General features: G+C 60.6%; 18 protein-coding genes and 3 pseudogenes. 7 read left to right on the plus strand and 14 right to left on the minus strand.

Translation table 11 applies throughout. The features are described 5' to 3' along the window. The first annotated feature begins 106 nt into the window (after positions 1 to 106). The 3 genes from ETW23_RS11430 to rsmA all read left to right on the plus strand — a co-directional run bounded on the left by ETW23_RS11430 (position 107) and on the right by rsmA (position 3,117). Positions 107 to 1,222 carry a peptidylprolyl isomerase gene (locus ETW23_RS11430; protein WP_254695008.1) on the plus strand — a complete coding sequence of 372 codons (1,116 nt, stop codon included), beginning with the start codon at positions 107 to 109 and terminating at the stop codon, positions 1,220 to 1,222. After that, positions 1,219 to 2,190, plus strand: coding sequence for a 4-hydroxythreonine-4-phosphate dehydrogenase PdxA (gene pdxA / locus ETW23_RS11435; protein ID WP_134830061.1), 972 nt, complete (start codon positions 1,219 to 1,221; stop codon positions 2,188 to 2,190). Before ETW23_RS11430 ends, pdxA begins: the two co-directional genes overlap by 4 nt. Positions 2,191 to 2,274: 84 nt before the next feature. Continuing rightward, entirely contained in the window at positions 2,275 to 3,117 is an 843-nt protein-coding gene (gene rsmA, locus ETW23_RS11440) for a 16S rRNA (adenine(1518)-N(6)/adenine(1519)-N(6))-dimethyltransferase RsmA (protein ID WP_134830062.1), read from the plus strand. A gap of 182 nt (positions 3,118 to 3,299) precedes the next feature. On the opposite strand, the gene ETW23_RS11445 is transcribed toward rsmA, so the two are convergent. The 6 genes and pseudogenes from ETW23_RS11445 to prfA form a co-directional block, all read right to left on the minus strand. Then, complete coding sequence (locus ETW23_RS11445) at positions 3,300 to 4,775, minus strand: hypothetical protein (protein ID WP_134830063.1); 1,476 nt, start codon at positions 4,773 to 4,775, stop codon at positions 3,300 to 3,302. A 493-nt stretch (positions 4,776 to 5,268) separates the two neighbouring features. After that, positions 5,269 to 6,628, minus strand: a pseudogene (locus ETW23_RS11455) (IS3 family transposase). A gap of 70 nt (positions 6,629 to 6,698) precedes the next feature. Next, a pseudogene (locus tag ETW23_RS11460) lies at positions 6,699 to 7,505 on the minus strand (transposase); the annotation flags it as partial. A gap of 386 nt (positions 7,506 to 7,891) precedes the next feature. Beyond that, positions 7,892 to 8,592: pseudogene (locus ETW23_RS11465) on the minus strand (DUF4167 domain-containing protein). 213 nt (positions 8,593 to 8,805) lie between these two features. Continuing rightward, entirely contained in the window at positions 8,806 to 9,657 is an 852-nt protein-coding gene (gene prmC / locus ETW23_RS11470) for a peptide chain release factor N(5)-glutamine methyltransferase (RefSeq protein ID WP_205879894.1), read from the minus strand. A gap of 2 nt (positions 9,658 to 9,659) precedes the next feature. Then, positions 9,660 to 10,715: a peptide chain release factor 1 gene (gene prfA, locus ETW23_RS11475; protein WP_134830065.1), complete on the minus strand. Its 1,056-nt coding sequence runs from the start codon at positions 10,713 to 10,715 to the stop codon at positions 9,660 to 9,662. A gap of 60 nt (positions 10,716 to 10,775) precedes the next feature. Here prfA and ETW23_RS11480 point away from each other — a divergent pair, with 60 nt between their 5' ends. Next, the gene (locus tag ETW23_RS11480; protein WP_129371182.1) at positions 10,776 to 11,075 is read left to right on the plus strand and encodes a hypothetical protein; all 300 of its coding nucleotides are present in this window, start codon (positions 10,776 to 10,778) and stop codon (positions 11,073 to 11,075) included. Positions 11,076 to 11,310: 235 nt separating this feature from the next. On the opposite strand, the gene ETW23_RS11485 is transcribed toward ETW23_RS11480, so the two are convergent. From ETW23_RS11485 to ETW23_RS11505, 5 genes are all read right to left on the minus strand, one after another. Continuing rightward, complete coding sequence (locus ETW23_RS11485) at positions 11,311 to 11,712, minus strand: hypothetical protein (RefSeq protein ID WP_134830066.1); 402 nt, start codon at positions 11,710 to 11,712, stop codon at positions 11,311 to 11,313. 341 nt (positions 11,713 to 12,053) lie between these two features. After that, the gene (locus tag ETW23_RS11490; protein ID WP_134830067.1) at positions 12,054 to 12,494 is read right to left on the minus strand and encodes a DUF1499 domain-containing protein; all 441 of its coding nucleotides are present in this window, start codon (positions 12,492 to 12,494) and stop codon (positions 12,054 to 12,056) included. 72 nt (positions 12,495 to 12,566) lie between these two features. Then, positions 12,567 to 13,514, minus strand: coding sequence for an agmatinase (speB, locus tag ETW23_RS11495; protein WP_129371185.1), 948 nt, complete (start codon positions 13,512 to 13,514; stop codon positions 12,567 to 12,569). Then, positions 13,507 to 14,475, minus strand: a complete 969-nt coding sequence (gene speB / locus ETW23_RS11500; RefSeq protein WP_134830068.1) for an agmatinase — start codon at positions 14,473 to 14,475, stop codon at positions 13,507 to 13,509. The genes speB (ETW23_RS11495) and speB (ETW23_RS11500) overlap by 8 nt, the downstream gene beginning before the upstream one ends. A 78-nt stretch (positions 14,476 to 14,553) precedes the next feature. Continuing rightward, positions 14,554 to 15,720, minus strand: coding sequence for a M20 aminoacylase family protein (locus ETW23_RS11505; protein WP_134830069.1), 1,167 nt, complete (start codon positions 15,718 to 15,720; stop codon positions 14,554 to 14,556). Positions 15,721 to 15,784: 64 nt separating this feature from the next. Between ETW23_RS11505 and mazG the strand changes: the two genes are divergently transcribed. Then, positions 15,785 to 16,600, plus strand: coding sequence for a nucleoside triphosphate pyrophosphohydrolase (mazG, locus tag ETW23_RS11510; protein WP_129371188.1), 816 nt, complete (start codon positions 15,785 to 15,787; stop codon positions 16,598 to 16,600). A 72-nt stretch (positions 16,601 to 16,672) separates the two neighbouring features. Here mazG and ETW23_RS11515 read toward each other — a convergent pair whose 3' ends face one another. After that, positions 16,673 to 17,227 carry a hypothetical protein gene (locus tag ETW23_RS11515; RefSeq protein ID WP_129371189.1) on the minus strand — a complete coding sequence of 185 codons (555 nt, stop codon included), beginning with the start codon at positions 17,225 to 17,227 and terminating at the stop codon, positions 16,673 to 16,675. A 269-nt stretch (positions 17,228 to 17,496) separates the two neighbouring features. On the opposite strand from ETW23_RS11515, the gene ETW23_RS11520 reads away from it, so the two are divergent. Both ETW23_RS11520 and ETW23_RS11525 read left to right on the plus strand, forming a co-directional pair. Continuing rightward, positions 17,497 to 18,438, plus strand: a complete 942-nt coding sequence (locus tag ETW23_RS11520; RefSeq protein WP_134830070.1) for a nucleoside hydrolase — start codon at positions 17,497 to 17,499, stop codon at positions 18,436 to 18,438. Further along, the gene (locus ETW23_RS11525) at positions 18,435 to 18,884 is read left to right on the plus strand and encodes an N-acetyltransferase (protein WP_134830071.1); all 450 of its coding nucleotides are present in this window, start codon (positions 18,435 to 18,437) and stop codon (positions 18,882 to 18,884) included. The genes ETW23_RS11520 and ETW23_RS11525 overlap by 4 nt, the downstream gene beginning before the upstream one ends. Before the next feature lie 559 nt (positions 18,885 to 19,443). Here ETW23_RS11525 and ETW23_RS11535 read toward each other — a convergent pair. Next, entirely contained in the window at positions 19,444 to 19,899 is a 456-nt protein-coding gene (locus ETW23_RS11535; protein WP_247676813.1) for an MEKHLA domain-containing protein, read from the minus strand. Positions 19,900 to 19,949: 50 nt separating this feature from the next. Further along, positions 19,950 to 20,438 (minus strand): hypothetical protein, encoded by a 489-nt coding sequence (locus ETW23_RS11540; protein ID WP_134830072.1) that lies wholly within the window; start codon positions 20,436 to 20,438, stop codon positions 19,950 to 19,952. Positions 20,439 to 20,440 lie beyond the last annotated feature (2 nt).

Raw genomic sequence — 20,440 nt, forward strand, 5'->3', positions numbered from 1 at the left:
TCCTTTCCCGTGCTCTCAAAACCGCAGCCGCGCTGGCGCTGGCCGCGGGCTGTCCTGGACCGGCCTGCCGGCAGGAGCACAAAACCTCTTTGCCCCGGCCATCACCGTGAATGACGAGGTCATCACCCGGTATGAGCTGGAACAGCGCGCCCGCTTCCAATCGGCGCTGCGGGTGCCCGGCGATCCTCTGGCTACCGCCCGCGAAGAGCTGATCAACGACCGGCTCAAACTCGCTGAACTGGAGCAGGCCGGGATCGAACTGGCCGAAGAAGATATCACCGCCGGCATGGAAGAGCTGGCCGCACGCGCCAACCTGTCGCTGAACGAATTTCTCACCGCCTTGCAGCAAAGCGGCGTGGAGCCGCAAACCCTGCGCGATTTCACCAAGGTCGGGCTGGGCTGGCGGGAATACACCCGCGCCCGCTTCCTGTCCCGCGCCCGCCCCACTCCGGAGGAGATTGACCGCGCCATGGGCTCGGCCGGCACCGGCAGCGTCCAGGTTCTGCTCAGCGAATTCATCGTTCCGATCAACGAACAGAACGCAGCGCAGGTCGAAGAGCTGATCGAACAGGTCGCCCGGCTGAAAGGCTACGACAGCTTCTCAGCTGCCGCTGCCCAGTATTCTGCTGCCGCCAGCCGCAACGAGGGCGGACGCCTGCCCTGGATGCCGCTGACCCAGCTGCCGCCGCAGCTGCAAGAGGTTGCGCTGGCGCTGAAACCCGGCGAGATTTCCGAACCGCTGCCGCTGCAAAGTGCTGTAGCCCTGTTCCAGATGCGCGGCGTGCGCGAAGTTGAGGGCGCAGCACCGCGCTTCACCGCGATCGAATACGCTGCCTATCATGTGCCCGGCGGCCGCACGCCCGAAGGGCTTGCCGCGGCGCAAAAGGTGGTGGACAGCGTCGACACCTGCGAAGATTTCTATGGGCTGGCCCAGGGTCAGGACCCCTCGGTGCTGGATGTGCAAAGCCTGCAGCCGTCAGAAATCCCCCGCGATATCGCGCTGGAACTGGCCAAACTGGACCCGGGTGAGACCTCCACTACGCTGACCCGCAACAACGGCCAGACACTGATGGTGCTGATGCTCTGCGGCCGCACTGCCGACCTGGGCGAGGACAGCTCGCGCGAGACCGTGGCCAATGCGCTGACGGCACAGCGGATGGCCTCTCTGGCCGGCAGCTACCTTGAACAGCTGCGCGCCGACGCCCGGATCAACATCAAATGAGCTTATCCGGGCCGATTGCCCTTAGCTGCGGCGAACCCGCAGGCATCGGCCCGGAAATTGCCGTCAAGGCTTGGGACGCACTGCGCAGCTCTTGCCCGTTCTTCTGGATCGGCGACCCGCGCCACCTGCCTGCGGGCACCCCGGTCAAGGAAATCACCGCCCCGGCCGAAGCCGCCACAACAAGTACAGACAGCTTCCCGGTACTGCCTCTCGCCTTCGGCGGCAGCGCAGCCAAGGGCGCTGCCGACCCGGCCAACGCCGCCGGCGTCATCCGGTCCATTGAGACCGCAGTCCAATTGGTCCAGACCGGCAAAGCCGCCGCTGTCTGCACCGCCCCGATCCACAAAAAGGCACTGATTGACGGCGCCGGCTTTGCCTATCCCGGCCACACCGAGTTTCTGGCGTCCCTCGCCGGCCGTAATCGCGTGGTAATGATGCTGGCCAGCGAGCAGCTGCGGGTTGTGCCCGCCACAATCCACATCGCTTTGTCCGAAGTCCCTAAGGTCCTGACACCGGAACTGCTGCGCGAAACCGTTGAGATCACCGCTGCCGGCCTTAGCGGTCAGTTCGGCATCGCAGCGCCCCGCATTGCTGTCGCCGGGCTCAACCCGCATGCAGGCGAAGGCGGCGCCATGGGCCATGAGGAATTGGATTGGATCAACGCCCTGATCCGGCAGATGCAGTCGGAAGGCCTGAATGTCACCGGCCCGCACCCGGCGGACACATTGTTCCATGCGGCCGCCCGCACCCGCTATGACGCGGCGGTCTGCATGTATCACGACCAGGCGCTGATCCCGATCAAGACGCTGGATTTCGACCGCGGCGTCAATGTAACCTTGGGTCTGCCCTTCATCCGCACCTCGCCCGATCACGGCACCGCCTTTGACATCGCAGGCACCGGCCAAGCCAACCCAACCAGCCTGATCGAAGCCCTGAAGCTGGCGCAGCGGATGGCTGCCAGCCCTTGATTCTTCCTCGGACGGCAAATATCCCCGCCGGAGGCATGAAATCTCTGGCGCGCCGCCCGCGCCATGTCCCAAGGTACAGATGATATGAGCGCTATCGATAGCCTTCCTCCCCTGCGTGACGTGATCGCAACGCATCAATTGTCGGCGCGCAAATCACTGGGCCAGAATTTCCTGCTGGACCTGAACCTCACCGCCAAGATCGCCCGCCAAGCCGGTGATCTGACGGGCTGTGATGTGCTGGAAATCGGCCCCGGCCCTGGCGGGTTGACACGCGGCTTGCTGGCCGAAGGCGCCCGGCGGGTGCTGGCAGTAGAGAAAGACAGCCGCTGCCTGCCCGCATTGCAGGAAATCGCAGATGCCTATCCGGGCCGGTTTGACGTCATCAACGGCGACGCGCTGGAGATCGACCCGCTGGCGCATCTGACCCCGCCGATCCGCATCGCCGCCAACCTGCCCTATAACGTCGGCACCGAACTGCTGGTGCGCTGGCTGACACCCAAGGAGTGGCCGCCGTTCTGGCAGAGCCTCACCCTGATGTTCCAGCGCGAGGTGGCCGAGCGTATCGTGGCCCTGCCCGGCTCCAAGGCCTATGGCCGGCTGGCAATCCTGGCGCAATGGCGGGCCGATGCACGCATTGTGCTGTCGTTGCCGCCCGGCGCCTTCACCCCGCCGCCCAAAGTCTCCAGCGCGGTGGTGCATCTGGATGCCCTGCCCGAGCCGCGCTTCCCGGCAGATGCAGCCATCCTGTCGCGTATCGTGGCCACAGCCTTCAACCAGCGCCGCAAAATGCTGCGCTCCTCGCTCAAAGGCGTCTCACCGGTGATCGAGGACCACCTTAACGCTGCCGGCATCCCGCCCACCGAACGCGCTGAACAGGTGAGCCTTGAGGCCTTCTGCGCGCTTGCCCGCGAACTGGCCAAAGCCTGAACAGAAACGGAAAAAACCCCAGGGCAGTCAGCTGGCGCATTCCGGATTTTGGGACATGCAGGGCTCTCTCTCAAAAAAGTTGGAGTCCTGCCTGCCGGCCACCTGTGAACCAAACCAAGCGAACCGGTCAAGATCCCTGAAAAGAGGGAGTTTGACCGAGCCAATGCCCGGCCATTTCAAGTCTATTCGCAGTTTTCTATCAAAAAGACCTGGTGTTTCGAGTTTGCCAGCATAGCAGCCTCGCCAGGCATTTCACCAATGACGCCGATGACCGTTGTCCCGTCTCCCTGAACTTCGTAAAACGACACCAAATCAGTCGAAGCAAAGACAGTTTCCCACCCAGCGGAATGAAGGAAGAAAGTCTCGAGCTTTTGGCTGAATGACAACTCAACTCGTTGTTCAACAGGTTGAGGAAGCGGAATTGGGCGAAGATCGAGATCATCGGTGATTTCGGCCAGCCAGTCCCATGAGCGCATAAAGTAGCGCCCCGCCACCTTGCGCAAAAATGGCTTTCGATCACCTTCGGGCGTGAGTTCGGCAAGATCCCGCAAGGTTTCTCCGTTGAACGCTGCAAACCCGCCGGCGTGGCTAACTATTGTTGCTTGAGTTGGGCCATGAAAGAGGGTGCTTAGAAGTGGCACAGTGTTAGAAAGGCGGGGTTGAGCCTGAAAGCCAGGAACACGCGTGGGTGCGCCCGCAGACATTTCCCAGAGCCCTGGATCGCCGGAAATCTGCCTTGGTGAATCGTTCTCCTGATCTGTCAGCGCCTCGCCGGCCCAAACCAGTATCTTTCCAGACGGCGGGTGAAGAACGACATCGCCGGCGAATTGGTAGTCCAGCTCAGGGGCTACACTGTCCTGTTCGAGCCTACCGACCATCACCCGGTCTTCAAGCATGATCCAAATACTACCCGTTTCCTCTTCGTAACGAACCTGGAAGATGGAAAATGGGGATTGAGAATAAAGGCTGAGGAGATCTTTGATACTGGCAATCAAATGCCATTCTCGGGCATCGCTTCGACGAAACCAGATTTGTCCTTTGACATGTGCAAATACGCCGACGCCTGGAAAATCAATCGGGACACTATCACTTGCGAACCAAGTCGGAGGCACTGTTGCTTCTTCCAACTCACCGGCGACGATCTTGAACAACTTGTCGCCAACAAAGGCATATATCGGGCCGTCGCCCTGGTTTCGTCGGTCGATTGTTCGGTCTTCGTGCTCTCGGCGCCAGTCCGGATGGGAAAAACCGCGTAAGCCTGGCGTGTCAGATATCGGATGCCGAACGAAGGTGCTGGTTTCAGGATCCAGAAGGAACAATGCAGGACGGACATTCGTGTAAGCCCAAGTCGCGTCGTCATTTTGAGAAATGATGGTCGGGAACAGCCGGTTCCAACTGGACATTGGAGCCTCAATGAAGTCTCGGAGCTTACCATCAGAGACCGTCAAGATCGTTTTCGATCCCATCCCGAAATCCAAAAACGGTTGATCGAATCCAGGAACACTCAACATCTTGCTCACAGATGGCAAACCAAGTTCGGAAACTTCCACGGATCTGTCTGCTGGAACTGGCTCCAGGCATAGTGGTTGTGCCACTGCGGTTCCCACCGAGGAAAACATAAAAAGCAGGGAGAATATCTTCTGCAGAAACAATTTCATGTGCAACTCTTCAAATTTTCTTTTCGCGTTTCAAACTTCTTCCAAAGTGGTGTCCCATGATACAGCCAAGGTCTATACAGGACCCGCCTTGGATCAGGTGTCGCCCTGGACGTCGCGGTCAATTTGCTTGCATCCGCTCCCAACCTCAACGCCGGAGTGCTCATCTTAGGAGCCAGCGTGCGCTGTTTAGGAACTTGGATCTTCGCCTTTGATCCTGGCCGGCGGATCGACTGCAGTCCTTCCGCGACCTTCGTTTGGTTTGGATCCCTTGCTGAAAGGCTGATGTGAGGTCGCTCCTCGAACCAATTGTAGTAGATCCGATAGATGTTCAGGAACGCCACCAGGACAGCCGGATTGCAGGTGGCCCCATTGATGTAGCTCGGTCCGTTCCGTGCCGATTTCCCACCAGCACGTTTGGTAGGACTTACGCGTTCCCGGATTGAATTCATGAATGAAGAGACTGGGTGGATTGTTGCTTTGAGATACCTTCGCGCTAGGGGTAATCCCCCGTTTTTGCGGGGCTTGGTCGTAGAATTTTCGCGGCCATCTTCAGTTTCTGTGCAGGTGTCATCCCGCCGTTGCCTATGTTCGGGCGTTCATGGTTGTAGGACCAGAGCCACTCGGTGGCAATCTGCTGGACCTCTTCGATGCTTTCGAAAATGTATAAGTCCAGCCATTCGTGGCGGACCGTCCGGTTGTAGCGCTCGACATAGGCACTCTGCTGAGGCTTTCCGGGCTGGATGTATGCCAAGGCAATGCCCCGGTTCTCCGCCCATTCCATGAGGGTGCCACTGACGTATTCCGGACCGTTATCGACTCGAATTCTCCCAGGCGCACCACGCCATTCGATGATCTGGTTCAGGGCTCGAAAAACCCGTTCCGCAGGCAGTGAAAAGTCGATCTCAATGCCCAGTCCTTCGCGGTTGATGTCGTCCAGAACGTTCAGCAGCCGGAATTGCCGTCCATCCCCCAGCCTGTCGGCCATGAAGTCCCCTATCGGCGATGCTGGCATCGCCTGCCGGGCAGGGATCGACCAGACCTCATTCGGGGCGTCAGGCACAGCCAGTTCGTCCGGCTTTTCCCGCTTCAGACGCTTGCGCGGCGTTCGCCATTGGGCTTGAACCAATGGCGCCTCAATGGCTCACTCCGAAGGTTCAACTCCAGCTCACGGTATATCCGGTAGACACGCTTGTGGTTCCACCTGTGACCCTGCACGTTGCGCAGATACAGGAAACACAGGCCAAAGCCCCAGGTCTTCCTTGCAGCTGTCAGGCCGAGGAGCAGGCCGGCGATTTGCTCGTTCTCCCCGTCCAGCTTCGGGCTGTACCGATAGCACGTCTCGCTGACATCGAATGCCCGGCATGCCAGCGCAATGCTAACGCCCTTCATCGCCACCGCTTTCACGGCCAACTCTCGGCGTTGTCCCTCTCGGGACATTGCTTCGCAATGCCCTGCCGGGCAGTGGATGGCCGGATCGTTCGATCCTTCTCTCGAACCAGTGGCGTTGAGGATCTCACTTATCCGAGCGCCTCCTTCAGCAGGTCGTTCTGCATGCTGACGTCGGCGTACATGCGCTTCAGCCGCCGGTTCTCCTCGGCCATCGCGCTCGCCATTGTCCTCGGGCCAATGGCGGACAAGGCTCGCTCTCGCTGATGAGGCTGGCGTCCATGCCGCCGTACTTCGCACGCCATTTGTAAAGCGTGGCGCTGGTTCGGCGGGGAATTGATCCACTGGATCAATTCCTATTCCACCTCACTCCCGTGCTCGCGGCACAGCTCGGCGGCAGGCACACCGCCCTCCATTTGGCGCAGCACACCCATGATCTGGGCCTCGCTGAATCGTGTCTTCTTCATCGGAATCTCCTCGTTCATCCCGCCGAGAAAATTCTACTTCCGCATCCGCTTAAGATCGGGGGGATTACCCATCGGTTCGATGATGCACAAAGTCATACGACCAGACATGGTTGCGATACTCTGGCCGTAATCGAATGCATGAACCGTCCACTGCCCGGCAGGGCATTGCGAAGCAATGTCCCGAGAGGGTTCAGCCAGAGCCGCCCTTTCTTGGGCTGCTTCATTGGCACTTTAAGCCCCTCACGCCTCCATCGGCGTTCAACACGCTTGTCGTTCACCCGTTGCCCGGCAGGCGATTGCGAAGCAATCTGCCGGGAGGGGCAGCCCGCATCTCGCAGCAAAGCCGCAATCCGGCGATAACCGTAGCGGCCATATTGCCTGGTCAATTCAATCATGTCGGCAACCAGCCGGTCTTCATCGGCACGGCCCCTCGGAGCTTTGCGCTGCGTCGAACGATTCTGACGCAACACTCGGCAGGCCCGCCGCTCTGAGATGTGGAGCTGACTTTGCACATGGTCAATGCAAGCACGGCGACGCGAAGGGCTCAGGGGCTCCGCCCGTTCAGGCCTGAATTGATCCACAGGATCAATTCCTAGACGGCCATCACTCCCCGTGCGGCCTCCGATAGGATCAGCTTGTCCAGCGTCAGGTCGGACACGGCTCGGCGCAAGCGATCATTCTCTTTCTGGAGCCGTTTGAGTTCTTTCAGTTGCTCGGGTTCCATGCCGCCATATTGCTTACGCCAGCGGTAAAACGTCTGCTCGGTTATCTGCACCTGGCGGATGGCATCAACACGCGGCATCCCTTGGCCGCATAGCACCTCAACCTGCCGTAACTTCGTGACAATCTCTTCCGGCTTGTGTCGCTTTATTCCCATATTCGATCCTCCGTTTCCTAACTGTACGGGCGGACCAATTCAGTGGGGGAGGATCAGGGGTAGATTTGGGGAAGAGATAAACTGGGCACAGACTCTGCCACGACACAGCCTTTCGTTCTGTTTCGCTTCGACAAGTCGCCCTCCGCCAGGCAAGGCGGATATTGGCCAAACTATCGCAATCCGAAGGCCAACCCGCAATTTTTCCGAGATGTGTATCTCCGGGACTTTTCTCCAGGTTGTTGTGATGATCGCTACCAGAAAATCACCTTAAAAATCAAACCCCTGCCGAGAAAAATCTCGACAGGGGCTATGTTTGTGTCCCGATATCCGGAATGCGCCAGCAGTCAGCGCCGGGAGTCTTTTTTGATTGCCGGATCCGGCGCTGATTACTCAGCCGCCTCTGCCGGGCCTTCTTCGGCCTTCGGCTTGGGCTTGGTGCGCGGACGGGCTGGTTTCTTCGGCGCCGGTGCCTCGCCGCCTTCACTTGCTGCAGGCGCATCGGCAGCCTTGGCCGCGGGTTTGCGCGGGCGGGGCTTGCGGGCCGGAGCCTTTTTGGCGGGTGCTTCAGCCGGCGCCTCAGCAGATGCTGCCGACTGGCTTTCCGGTGTTTCCACCAGGCCGCTGTCGCCGCCATTGCCATTGTCGCCGCGCGGGTCGATCACCTCGGGCTGCGGGGCCGCTGCCGGATCAGCTGCGGGCGGTGCCGCTGCGGGGATGCCGCTGCGGCAGCCGCAGCTTCCCGCTCCTGGCGTTCCAGCCGCTCGGTGCGTTCGCGGTCGCGCTCGGCCTGGCGTTCGCGGTTCTGCCGCTCCTGCTCATCGCGGCGGGCATCGATTTCGCGCTGTGCTTCATTGAGCAGCCGCAGATAATGCTCTGCATGCTGCTGGAAATTCTCTGCCGCAACCCGGTCATTGCTCAGCTGCGCGTCCCGCGCCAGCTGATTGTATTTGTCAATGATCTGCTGCGGGGTTCCGCGCACCTTGCCTTCGGGACCGGAGCTGTCGAACACCCGGTTGACAACATTGACGCCATTCGGGCGATTCCGGTTGTTCGACTTGGAACGTGAACGTGATTTTGACGATCTCATATGCCTAGCGTAAGCCTTGAGTTAATGCGCCGTAGACCCTGTTCTACGCGTCTTAGCGCCGGATCATTAGCTTTTTTGGGCTTGATGCCGCGGGAAGGCTTGGAAAGCGTTCTCCTGAAGCGGCTCCTCTTGAGTAACCATGTTACGAAGCCCCAGACAAGGGGCACAACAGTGTTTTCTTTGATTTTTCTTCCGAAATTGTGAATCTTCGCGTTAAAAGCGGTGTTTTGCGCCGGAATGCGCCCGTACCACCCGGTCCCGGCCGTCCAAATCCGGCAGCACAGCAATGCCGCTTAACCCTGCCATTTCCAGCAGCGCGCCGACCGCCTGCCCCTGCGTCGGGCCGATTTCCAACAGCACCCGCCCGCCCGGCGCCAGATGCGCCGCAGCCTGCGCAGCTATCCTCCGGTAGGCGCCCAGCCCGTCGCCGCCATCTGTCAGTGCAATGCCCGGCTCATGCCCGCGCACCTCTGCGGACAGCCCGTCCATCTCGTCCAGCGCAATATAAGGCGGGTTGGATACGATCAGATCAAACGTCCCCCCGACACTCGCAAACCAGTCCGACTGCTGAATATCCGCCCGCGCTTCAACCCGGTGCAAAACGGCATTGGCGCTGGCCTGCAGGCAGGCCGCCTCGCTGATGTCCACCCCCAGGCCGGTGGCCTCCTGCCGCTCAGCCAGCAGCGTCACCAGAATACAGCCCGAGCCAACGCCTAAGTCCAGCACCCGCGCGTATGGTTCCGCCAGCGCGGCCTCTATCAGGATCTCTGTTTCGGGGCGCGGATCCAGAACATCGCGCGACACTTTGAAACGGCGGCCATAGAATTCCCGCTCGCCGATCAGATGCGAGACCGGCACCCGCACCGCCCTAAGCGAAATCAGCTGCTCATACCGTTCTGCCACTTCCTGCGCCAGCTCCTCGGGCGCGATCAGCGTCACCCGGCTGGCTTCGATCCGCGCCGCATGGGCCAGCAGCACCCGCGCATCCCGCGCCGGGTCATGAACCCCGGCCGCGCGCAGCCGGGACGCCGCTGCTGCCATCGCCTGTGCCGCGGTTTCTGCCATGCTCACTGCCCCATCTCGGCCAGAAGCCGCGCCTGATTGTCTGCAGTCAGCGCATCGACAATCTCATCCAGATCGCCTCCCATCACCTGATCCAGCTTGTAAAGCGTCAGGTTGATGCGGTGATCGGTCATCCGCCCTTGCGGAAAATTATAGGTGCGGATGCGCTCCGACCGGTCGCCCGAGCCCACCTGGCTTGCCCGGTCCGCAGACCGCTCATTGTCGATCCGCTGCCGTTCCAGATCATAGAGCCGGGTTTTCAGCACCTGCATGGCAATTTCGCGGTTTCGGTGCTGGGATTTCTCTGACGACGTCACGATCAGCCCGGTCGGCAGGTGGGTGATTCGGACAGCCGAGTCGGTGGTGTTCACATGCTGCCCGCCCGCACCTGAGGCCCGCATGGTATCAATACGGATGTCGTTGGCATCAATATGAATGTCCACATCCTCGGCCTCCGGCAGCACCGCCACAGTGGCCGCCGAGGTATGAATGCGCCCTCCGCTTTCTGTGGCTGGCACCCGCTGCACCCGGTGGACGCCGGATTCATATTTCAGCCGGGCAAAGACATTCTCGCCCTTGATATGCGCCACCACTTCCTTGATGCCGCCCAGCTCGGTCGCCTGTTCCTCGATGATCTCGACTTTCCAGCCCTGCGCCTCGGCATAACGCTGGTACATCCGCAGCAGATCGCCCGCAAACAGCGCCGCCTCGTCACCGCCGGTGCCGGGCCGGATTTCCAGCATCGCAGGGCGGCCATCGGCGGCGTCCTTGGGCAGCAAGGCCAGCTGCAGCGCCTGCTCAGCTTCGGGGATTGCCGCCTTCAGCGCCGGGATCTCTTCCTCGGCCAAATCCTTCATGTCCGGATCACCCAGCATCAGCTCGGCTTCCTCCAGATCGCTCAGCAGCTTGCGGTAGGCCGTCACCTGCTCCGCCACCGGGCGCAGTCCGGAATATTCCTTGGCCAGCGCCGCAATGTCCCCGCCCCCGGCACCATCCGCCATTGCGGCTTCAAGATACTGAAACCGCTGCAGGATCTGTTCCAGCCGCTCTTCGGGGACCATGGGCGCGCCTATTCTTGTTCATGTTTTGGCCAAATCTTGTCTCTGTGATATGCTAGAGCCATGAAACATGCCAGTGCCCTTGTCGTTTCCATTCTAATGGCTGCCTCCGGCAGTGCCTGGGCTGATGTGACCGGGCCGGGCGGCAAAACCATCGACTGCTACTGCACCGACAAGTCCGGCAGCCGCGTCGAGCTGGGCGAGCTGCGCTGCCTGCAGGTCGACGGGCGCATGTTCATGGCGCAATGCCAAATGTCGCTGAACGTGCCGATGTGGCGCGAGGTGCAAAGCAGCTGCCTGTCGGCGTCGCTGGGGGCAAACTCCGGTTCTTCGGACGCGCCATCAGACCTGCCGCGGCTCTGAGCCGCCCCGCCGGCTGTTCCGCTGCCCCTGCAACGTGAATACAAGTGTCCGACAAAGACGTCTTCATTAAGCTGGGCAGCCCGGGCATTCGCTAACCTTCACCCGGGCCGCAGCCACGCTTGATCAAGTAGTTACGCGACAGCTCATCTTTGTTGAGTTCACGGCAGAGCGTCTTATGACCGCCCCCCTACGCTCAGCCCCTGCCGCGTGGCACGCGGAAGGGATGCCTGCGCCATCAATCCACAAACGGGGTGGAGCCGTCCCAAGCCGAACTGCTCGCCACTGGCGCCACTGCCGCCGCCGGGGCGGGCTGCGCGGTGACGATGTAGTCTTGCCCCACGCCTGCGACGGGGAAGCCATCGCCTCCGGATGCGCAAGTGCCGGAGAAAATCTTGTAGTCCGGTGCAGTTGGCAACACCCTCACATTGATTTCCGCAACAGATCCATTACCGCATATCTGGCCAGAGACCTGTGTTCTGATCTCTTGCGCCGTCCAACTGGCACCGGCACTGCCGCTGAAGCGGCCATTTCCATCCTTGTCGAATCGCAATTCATTGCTGGCAGGCGCGCCGCCGCAGGCCGCCAGCAGCGCACAACAGGCAAAGTACAGAACAGGTTTGGAAAAACTTAAGGCCACGAAATATTCTCCATGTTTTTTAAAAACAGCGCTTTAGGTCAGCGCATGCGAATAACATCTGCTTTGGAAGATGCCACAAACCACACCCAACAAACACCCTGCCGGGTCAAGGGTGGCGCAGCCACCGCGCGCCAGCGCGGCTTGCCCTTGACGCGGCAGGAACAAACACAATCGAAAGGGCGTCTTCAGGGGCAGTCCTGCCCCTGAAGCGCTTCTCAGCAAAAACCGTGGCTCATCGGCCATGGGCCGATGAGCCTGCGCCGCGCTTTGCGTGGCGCCCGGCCCAACTGTGAGGGGCTTTTCCCAAAAGCCCGCGAACAGGCGGGAGCACACCCAGGGTGTTACTCTCCAGCAGCAGCAGCCTGCGGATCCTCCGCCATCTCCGCCAGCCAGGTGTTGATCCGCTCCTTGTTGGCGCCCAGATCCGACCGCCCGAACCGCAGCCGCGCATAGACCTTCAGCAGATCCCCGTCCTGTGCTGCAGTGGTGTAATCCGGAAACCCCAGCACCTGGGTGCGGGTGATATAGGTCACCATTCCATCTGCCGGCCCGCCTGCCAGCACGCTGGTGCGCGGGGCGTGGCTGGCGATGCGATGGAACCGCTCCAGCCCGTCCGGCCCCGAGCGCACCACCCGGAACACGCCGCCGCGGAACTCCTTGTCTTCAGTGAACTCCGGCTGAGTGTTCCAATCCAGCGGATCGCTTGGCGCCAGCCGGACAAAGCCCAAGACAGCAATGCCTGCCGCCAATACCAGCCAGGCAAACAGCATCAGCCGCCTCATTGCGGTTTCAAGGTCAACCCTTGCCTCCTCCCTTTGCGGCCCTCCCCCGGCCTGACGTGCAGGCCGGACCGCTTATTTTGTCGTCACCCCCGGCAGCACGCACAGCAGCTCATAGAGCAGATTGGCACCCACCAAAGCCGTGTTGCCCGAGGGATCATACGGCGGCGACACCTCCACCAGGTCGCAGCCCACGATGTTCACCCCCTTCAGCGACCGGATCAGCTCCAGCGCCTGCGGCGTGGTCAGCCCGCCGATTTCCGGCGTGCCGGTTCCCGGTGCATAAGCCGGGTCCAGACTATCGATATCATAAGACACATAAACCGGCCTATTGCCGATATCGCGGCGAATTTCCGCACCCATCTGATGCAGCTGCCGCCCCCACAGCTCCGCCGCGGGAAAATGCTGAAAACCCCAGCTTTGCGCCTCGGTAAAATCGCTGGCGGCGTAACCTGTGCCGCGGATACCGATCTGATAAGTCTTGTCCGGGACAATCAGCCCTTCTTCAAAGGCGCGGCGGAACACGGTGCCATGGGTTTCGCGCTCACCGAACATCTCGTCGTTCACATCCGCATGGGCATCCACATGCACCAGCGCCACGGGGCCGTATTTCTTGGCAATCGCCCGCAGAATCGGCAGGGTGATCGAATGATCGCCGCCCATTGCCACCGGGATCACGCCGCCGGACAGGATCGCCTCATAGCTTTCCTGAATGATGCGCAGCGATTCCGGCAGCGAAAACGTGTTGATCGCCAGATCACCGATATCGCCAATGTTCAGACTGTCAAACGGCGCAGCACCTGTCGCCATGTTATAAGGCCGCAGCATCGCGCTTTCGGCCCGGATCTGCTTAGGGCCGAAACGGGTGCCCGACCGCCAGGAGGTGCCAATGTCCATTGGAACCCCCAGAACGGCCACATCCAGGCCCTCCAGAGAGGTTGCCTGCGGCAGCCGCATAAAAGTGTTGGGACCGGAGAACCGGGCCAGGTCATTGCCGCTGATCGGTTGATTGAAGTCAGTCATTGTCTCTCATGTTCCAGCCCAGTAGGCAGATGATTTCCGTCGCCACATGTGCCCCGGCAATAGCAGTTGCGCCAGTTGTGTCAAAGGGGGGAGAAACCTCGACCACGTCACCGCCCTTGATATTGATGCCGGCAATCTCCCGCAGGATGCGCGCCGCTTGCGCCGAGGTCAGCCCGCCCCAGACCGGCGTGCCGGTGCCGGGCGCATAAGCCGGGTCCAGGCAGTCGATGTCAAATGTCAGGTAAGCCGGGCGGTCGCCCAGGATCGCCTTGATCCGCTTCGCGGTCTCCACCGGGCCGATCTCATGCACTGTGGGGGCGTCAATGATGTTGACGCCCAGCGTATCGTCATTTGTGGTGCGGATCCCCACCTGAACGGATGTTGCAGGGTCAACGATCCCCAATTTCACCGCCTTATAGAACATGGTGCCGTGATCCACCCGGTCCATGTTGTCATCCGGCCAGGTGTCGGTATGGGCATCAAACTGCAGCAGCGAGATCGGCCCGTATTTCTCGGCATAAGCTTTCAGGATGGGAAAACTGATGTAGTGATCGCCGCCCAGCACAACCGATGCCGTGTCCTGTGCCAGAATGCCCCGGATATGCTCCGTCAGGGCGGTGGGAAATCCCGGCACATTGGCATGATCAAATGCCAGGTCGCCATAGTCGGCAATCGCCAGAGTGCTTAAGGGTTTATGCGGCCAGCCATAAGGTTCATCCGGGCTTTGCAAGGTAGAGGCCTCGCGGATCGCCCGCGGCCCCAGCCGCGTGCCGGGCCGGTTGGTCACCGCCTGGTCAAACGGCACGCCGGTGACGGCAATATCCACGCCGGTCAGGTCCTTGGTGTATTTACGGCGCAAAAATGACACCGCCCCGCCAAAGGTGATCTCAAAACTCAAACCCTTCATGTCCTCGCGGGTGAAGGCGTGATCGATCATGTGTTTTGCGTCTTCCAGTGCCATGGCGATGCATCCCTGTCCTTCGGCTTCAGCTTTTGATCAAATACCCGCTTTGCAGGCCCCTGTCATCTGCGCAGGCCCTTACCCGCCCACCGGCTGCGCCCGCTCCACCAGCCGGGCAAAGAACGACGCCCCGACCGGTGCGATCGCGTCGTTGAAATCATACTTGGGGTGATGCAGCCCCGCACTGCTGCCCTGCCCCAGAAACAGGTAGGAGCCGGGCCGCGCCTGCAGCATATAGGCAAAATCCTCCGCCCCCATCTCGCGGCCGCCATCAGGCACAACATTGCCCTCGCCCGCGATCTCCTTGGCAACCTCCACCGCAAATGCGGTCTTCTCCGCATCGTTGAATGTGGCCGGATACCCGATCTCATAGTCCAGTTCCGCCTCAACACCGTAACTGGCAGCCTGCCCCGCCACGATCTCCTTCATCCGCCGCCTCACCATCTTCTGCACCTCCGGGTTAAAGGTGCGCACGGTGCCGTTGATATAGGCGGTATCCGGGATCACATTATCGACAGTGCCGGTATGGATTTGGGTGACCGAGACCACCAGATCCTCCAGCGTGTGATGGTTCCGCGACACGATGGTCTGGATCGCCTGCGCCATACCGCAGGCCGCCATCACCGGATCACGGGTTTCATGCGGCATCGCACCATGGCCGCCCTGCCCCTGAATGTGAATGTGAAACGTATCCACCGCCGCCATCAGCGCCCCGGGCGTGGTCAGGAAATGCCCCGCCGGCAGCCCCGGCGCATTGTGCAGCGCATAGACCTCGCCGATATTAAACCGCTCCATGATGCCCTCTTCGACCATGATGCGCGCGCCGCCGATCGCCTCCTCGGCGGGTTGAAAGATCAGCGCCGCCCGGCCCTTGAAGTTACGCGTCTCCGCCAGGTATTTCGCCGCCCCCAGCAGCATGGCGGTATGCCCGTCATGGCCGCAGGCATGCATGTTGCCCGCATGACCCGAGGCGTAATCCACCCCAGTCTCCTCCGGGATCGGCAAAGCGTCCATATCAGCCCGCAAGCCGATGGTCGGACCATCCCCCTGCCCGTTGATGATCGCCACCATGCCGGTCTGCGCGATCCCCTCATGCAGCTCATCAACCCCGATTTCCCGCAACCGCTCCGCCACAAAGGCGGCGGTCTTGGGCAGGTCCAGCGCCAGCTCGGGGATCTGATGCAGATGCCGCCGCCAGGCCTTCATCTCCTCGGCGTAATCGGCAATACGGTTCACAACGGGCATTGGGGTGGACTCCTGCAGCAGACTCGGGATTGATGCATCAGACACTGGAACAAGAGCCGCCGCAATGCCCCAAACAGACCTGATTCACGATGAGACCGCAGGCATCGAACGCCTGCTTGAAATCATGGCGCGCCTGCGCGATCCCCAGACCGGCTGCCCCTGGGACGTCGAACAGGATTTTGCCAGCATCGCCCCCTATACCATTGAAGAGGCTTACGAAGTTGCCGATGCAATCGACCGCGGAGCCTGGGATGAGCTGAAGGGCGAACTCGGTGATCTGCTGTTCCAATCCGTCTTCCACGCCCAGATGGCGCAGGAGGCAGGTCACTTCACTTTTCAGGACGTGGTCCGGACCATGTCGGACAAGATGGTCTCACGCCATCCGCATGTGTTCGGGGATGAAAACCGCGAGAAATCCGCCGAACAGCAAACCCGGGATTGGGAAGCGATCAAGGCAGCTGAGCGCGCCGGAAAGGAACAGAAAGGCACCCTGGATGGCGTCGCCGTGGGCCTGCCTGCCCTCTTGCGTGCCTATAAACTGCAAAAACGCGCCGCGCGCGTCGGCTTTGACTGGCCCTCTGCCGACAATGTCATCGCCAAGATCACCGAGGAATGCGCCGAACTGGTCGAGGCCCGCGACACCCTCACTCAGACAGAAGTCGAAGAAGAATTCGGCGACCTGATGTTTGTGATGGCCAATCTGGGCCGCCATCTGGGGGTTGAGCCCGAAGCCGCCCTGCGCGCCGCCAACGCCAAATTCACCCGCCGGTTCGAAGGCGTCGAAGCCAAGCTAACCGCCCGCGGCAAACGCCCCGAGGACAGCGATCTGGCCGAAATGGACGACCTCTGGGACGCGGTCAAGGCAGATGAACGTGCCTGAGCGCGCATCTTTCATTCATCTTTCTCCAAATACTCATATCCCGGCGGCGCAGCCGCCGGGCAGCCAAAGGCTTCAGGCCAGGCCGGCCTTTTTCAGGTTTCCCATGATGGTCTTGAAGTCCTGAATGATCTTTTCCTTCTTCATCAGATCTTTCCACAGCTTCTCGCCGGTCTTCTTGTCGCCAACAGCGATATTGACCATCACATCCTTCAGCTTTTTCACATCGGTGATGCCCAGCAGCTTGGCCGCCTTCTTGGGATCGCCCATCCGGTTTTCGGCCACGTATTTCTTGTATTCATCGCTGCCGGTGAAGCCCATCACATCCTTGTTCAGCATCAGGACGACTTCTTTTTTGCCGGTCTCGATGATCTTCTTCCAATCGCCGCTCTTGAAGTCCTTCTTCTCCGCCAGAAGCTTGGCCGCATTGTAGGTCTTCGAGGTGATATTGACCGGCTCCTTGCCCTTTTTCTGATCCATATAGCGGGCCCACAGCGATTCCGGGTTGCCCTTGTTCTGCGTGAACATGAACTCATTCAGACAGTAACGCCGCTTGCAGTACTCCATGTAAGAAGCGGTCATCTTCTTGTCCTTCAGAATGTCGCCGACAACTTTGGGATCATTGCTCATGTCTCTTATTCCTCATGAAAATCAAAATACATCTTCCGGCAAAACACCGCAGAACCAATACTTCCCGTCTCCGGGCTTCAAAAGCCGCTGCGCATCCGGGACCATCCCGCCCCGCCTGACGCTGCGTCAAGCAACCATAGAAAGCAAACGCCGCAACGGCAAACTTCCGTCGCAGAAAATGTCCGGAAATTTGCACCGCCGGTGCGGCAGCGGTTCAATCCCGGCTAAACTGCGCGTAGTCTCATGGCTCACCAGCAGCGGAGAGTGCCATGGCACCGAGAAAAATCATCATCGACACCGATCCCGGACAGGATGATGCAGTGGCCATCCTGCTGGCGCTGGCCAGCCCCGAAGACCTGGATCTGCTTGGCATCACCTGTGTCGCAGGCAATGTGCCGCTTGCGCTTACCAGCAAGAACGCCCGAATTGCCTGCGAAGCTGCAGGCAAGACGCATGTGCCGGTTTACGCGGGCAGCAAGGCGCCGCTTTGCCGGCCGCTGATCACCGCCGAACATGTGCACGGCCAAACCGGCCTCGACGGGCCAACGCTGTGGGAGCCGGACATGCCGCTTGCCGAAGGGCACGGCGTCGATTTCATCATCGACACCCTGCGCCGGGAGCCTGCAGGCACTGTCACCCTCTGCACGCTGGGGCCGCTCACGAACATTGCCGCCGCCTTCAACCGGGCGCCCGACATCATTGAACGGGTGCAGGACGTCGTGATGATGGGCGGCGCTTATTTCGAGGTCGGCAACATAACCCCGGCGGCTGAATTCAACATTTACGTCGACCCGGAAGCCGCTGAAATCCTGTTCAGATCCGGCGCGCCGATCACCGTGATGCCGCTGGACGTGACGCATAAGGTGCTGGCCACCCAACCCCGCGTCGAAGCAATCCGCGCCCTCAATTCCCGCGTGGGCAGCTTCACCGCAGATATGCTCGATTTTTTCGAACGCTTCGATGTGGAAAAATACGGCTCCGAAGGCGGCCCGCTGCATGACCCCTGTGTCATTGCCTGGCTGTTGCAGCCCGGCCTGTTCGCCGGCCGTCATGTGAATGTCGAGATCGAAACACGTTCCGAACTCACCCTTGGCATGACCGTCGCCGACTGGTGGGGCGTCACCGGCCGAAAACCCAACGCCCTGTTTATCGGCGATGCCGACGCGGACGGTTTCTTTAAACTCCTGACCGAAAGGCTCGCCCGACTATGAGCGCCGCCCTGCATCTTGCCAAGCCTGAACACCTGGACCGGGTGCTGGCGCTGGTTGCCGCTTTCCATGCCGAATCCGGCCTGGAGACAACCGAGGACCACCGCCGCGCCGGGGTAGAGCCGCTGCTGAACGGGCACCCTTACGGCGCGGTCTACCTGATCGGCCCGACCCGCGCGCCGATCGGCTATATCGTCATCACCTTTGGCTGGTCGGTGGAATTCGGCGGCATGGACGGCTTTGTGGATGAACTGTACATCCGCTCCGCGGTGCGCGGCCGCGGCGTTGCCACCGAGGTGCTGACCGAACTGCCGAAAACCCTGGCCACGGCTGGATTGCGTGCCCTGCATCTGGAGGTGGACCGTGAAAACGAGACCGCCCGGCGGCTCTATCTGCGCACCCGGTTTAAGCCGCGCGACAGCTACATGCTGATGACCAAGGAGATGTAAGCCAAAAGGCACAGCCGTCAAGCTGCGCCTTCTGACCAGCTCTCCCCCAAAGAGCCTGTTCTATCGCTGCCGGAATGGCAGTTGGAGCTGCGGCAGGCACGGTGGCAATTCAAAACAGCCAGACAAAACAATGTGCCAGTTCGCGCGGTGATGGAACCTCACGCACCGCGGCGGACTAAATGTGCCGCCGCACTCTCCTTAGGTCTGACGCTCCGCCCCCGGCCAGGGCGCCAGCCATCCGGTCCTGAATTCCCGGATGGTAGATGAAACCGGCCGTTGCACTCACAACTTCTGACCGGATCCGGCGGTGCAGCGGCGTCCCCGCCAAGCGGGAAGTATTCCGGGCTGCTGCACCCTGGTAGTATTGAAAGACCCGCTGGAATTGCCAATTTGCGAAAACCTTGTTTTGGCATGCTGGTCTCTCCTCTCCCGCGGTAACACCCGGACCGCGTAAGACTAAGGTAACATGTCCGTGAAAGCCCGTCTGTGAACCGGGCCACACAACCGCGGGCCCTGTTTTCCGTTCACCTTCTGCATCCTGCCCTGACTGCGGGCGGAGCTAGAGAAAAGCAAAGTCGCGGAACGTCGCCGCCTCACCCAGTTTACCCCCATCCGCCCCCAGCAAGGGCCAGATGATGGCATTGCGGATCTCGAACCGCCGCCCCAGGGCACTGATCCGCACGCCTGTGTAATTGCTGATAAAGCCCTTTGCGCGCATCTCAGCGAACATCGCGTCCCGCTGGCCGCGGTGTGCAGGCTCCGCCGTCAGCCGCGACGGCATGGCTGTCAGCTGCTCCCAGCCCATCTCCCACAAGCGCTGCGCCGCCAGATTGCCATAGGTCAGCACCGGATCGGCGGCAGTGTTGTGCGACAGCACCGGGAAAGGCGCACGGTACAGCGCCTCGGCATCCGCCCCCTCCAGCAGCGGGCGGTCGGTGGCCTGGGCAAAGGACGTCAGCAGCAGGTCCGCGTGGGCGGTTTGATAGCTGTTTTCCGGAGAGGGTGTCTGCATCATTTATTTTTGTCCTCTGCCGGTTCCGCCGTGGCTGCATGCGGGAAAGCCAATCACGCGGCTGCGTATCTGACCAATGGCAATTGAGCAGAAGCGGTGTTCTTTTCCTGCATCACCCGCAGCTGCCGCAAAGACACCGGGCGCTGGCTCGCAAAGTTGGTGTTCTCATTCAAATGGGTACGGACACACGCCTCCGGCCCGTTGTAAACGATTTCGGCCTTCAGCTTTTTATAGTCAAGCAACAGGACAATAAGAAAATCGGCACCAGTGTTATGCGGTCGAAAATGTGCCGCTCCTTTAGGGTCCCCAGTTGCCTTGATCTGAACAGTCCTTCCGTCGGCTATCGTCGCATCGATACCCGGACTATTGTTGGCCGTGATTTTGAGACCAAAGGCGCGGGAGGCGATTGCTTCTCCGATGTCGCCTACAAGCTTGCCATCCAGAGTAAACTTCAAACCTGAACCCGCGAATTCATCTTCCAGCTTTGCCCGTGCTTCGAACAGAGTTTTCACCGCTTCAGGCAGGTTCAAAAATACGCCCATCG

Source organism: Leisingera sp. NJS201 (assembly GCF_004535885.1).
Lineage (GTDB): Bacteria > Pseudomonadota > Alphaproteobacteria > Rhodobacterales > Rhodobacteraceae > Leisingera.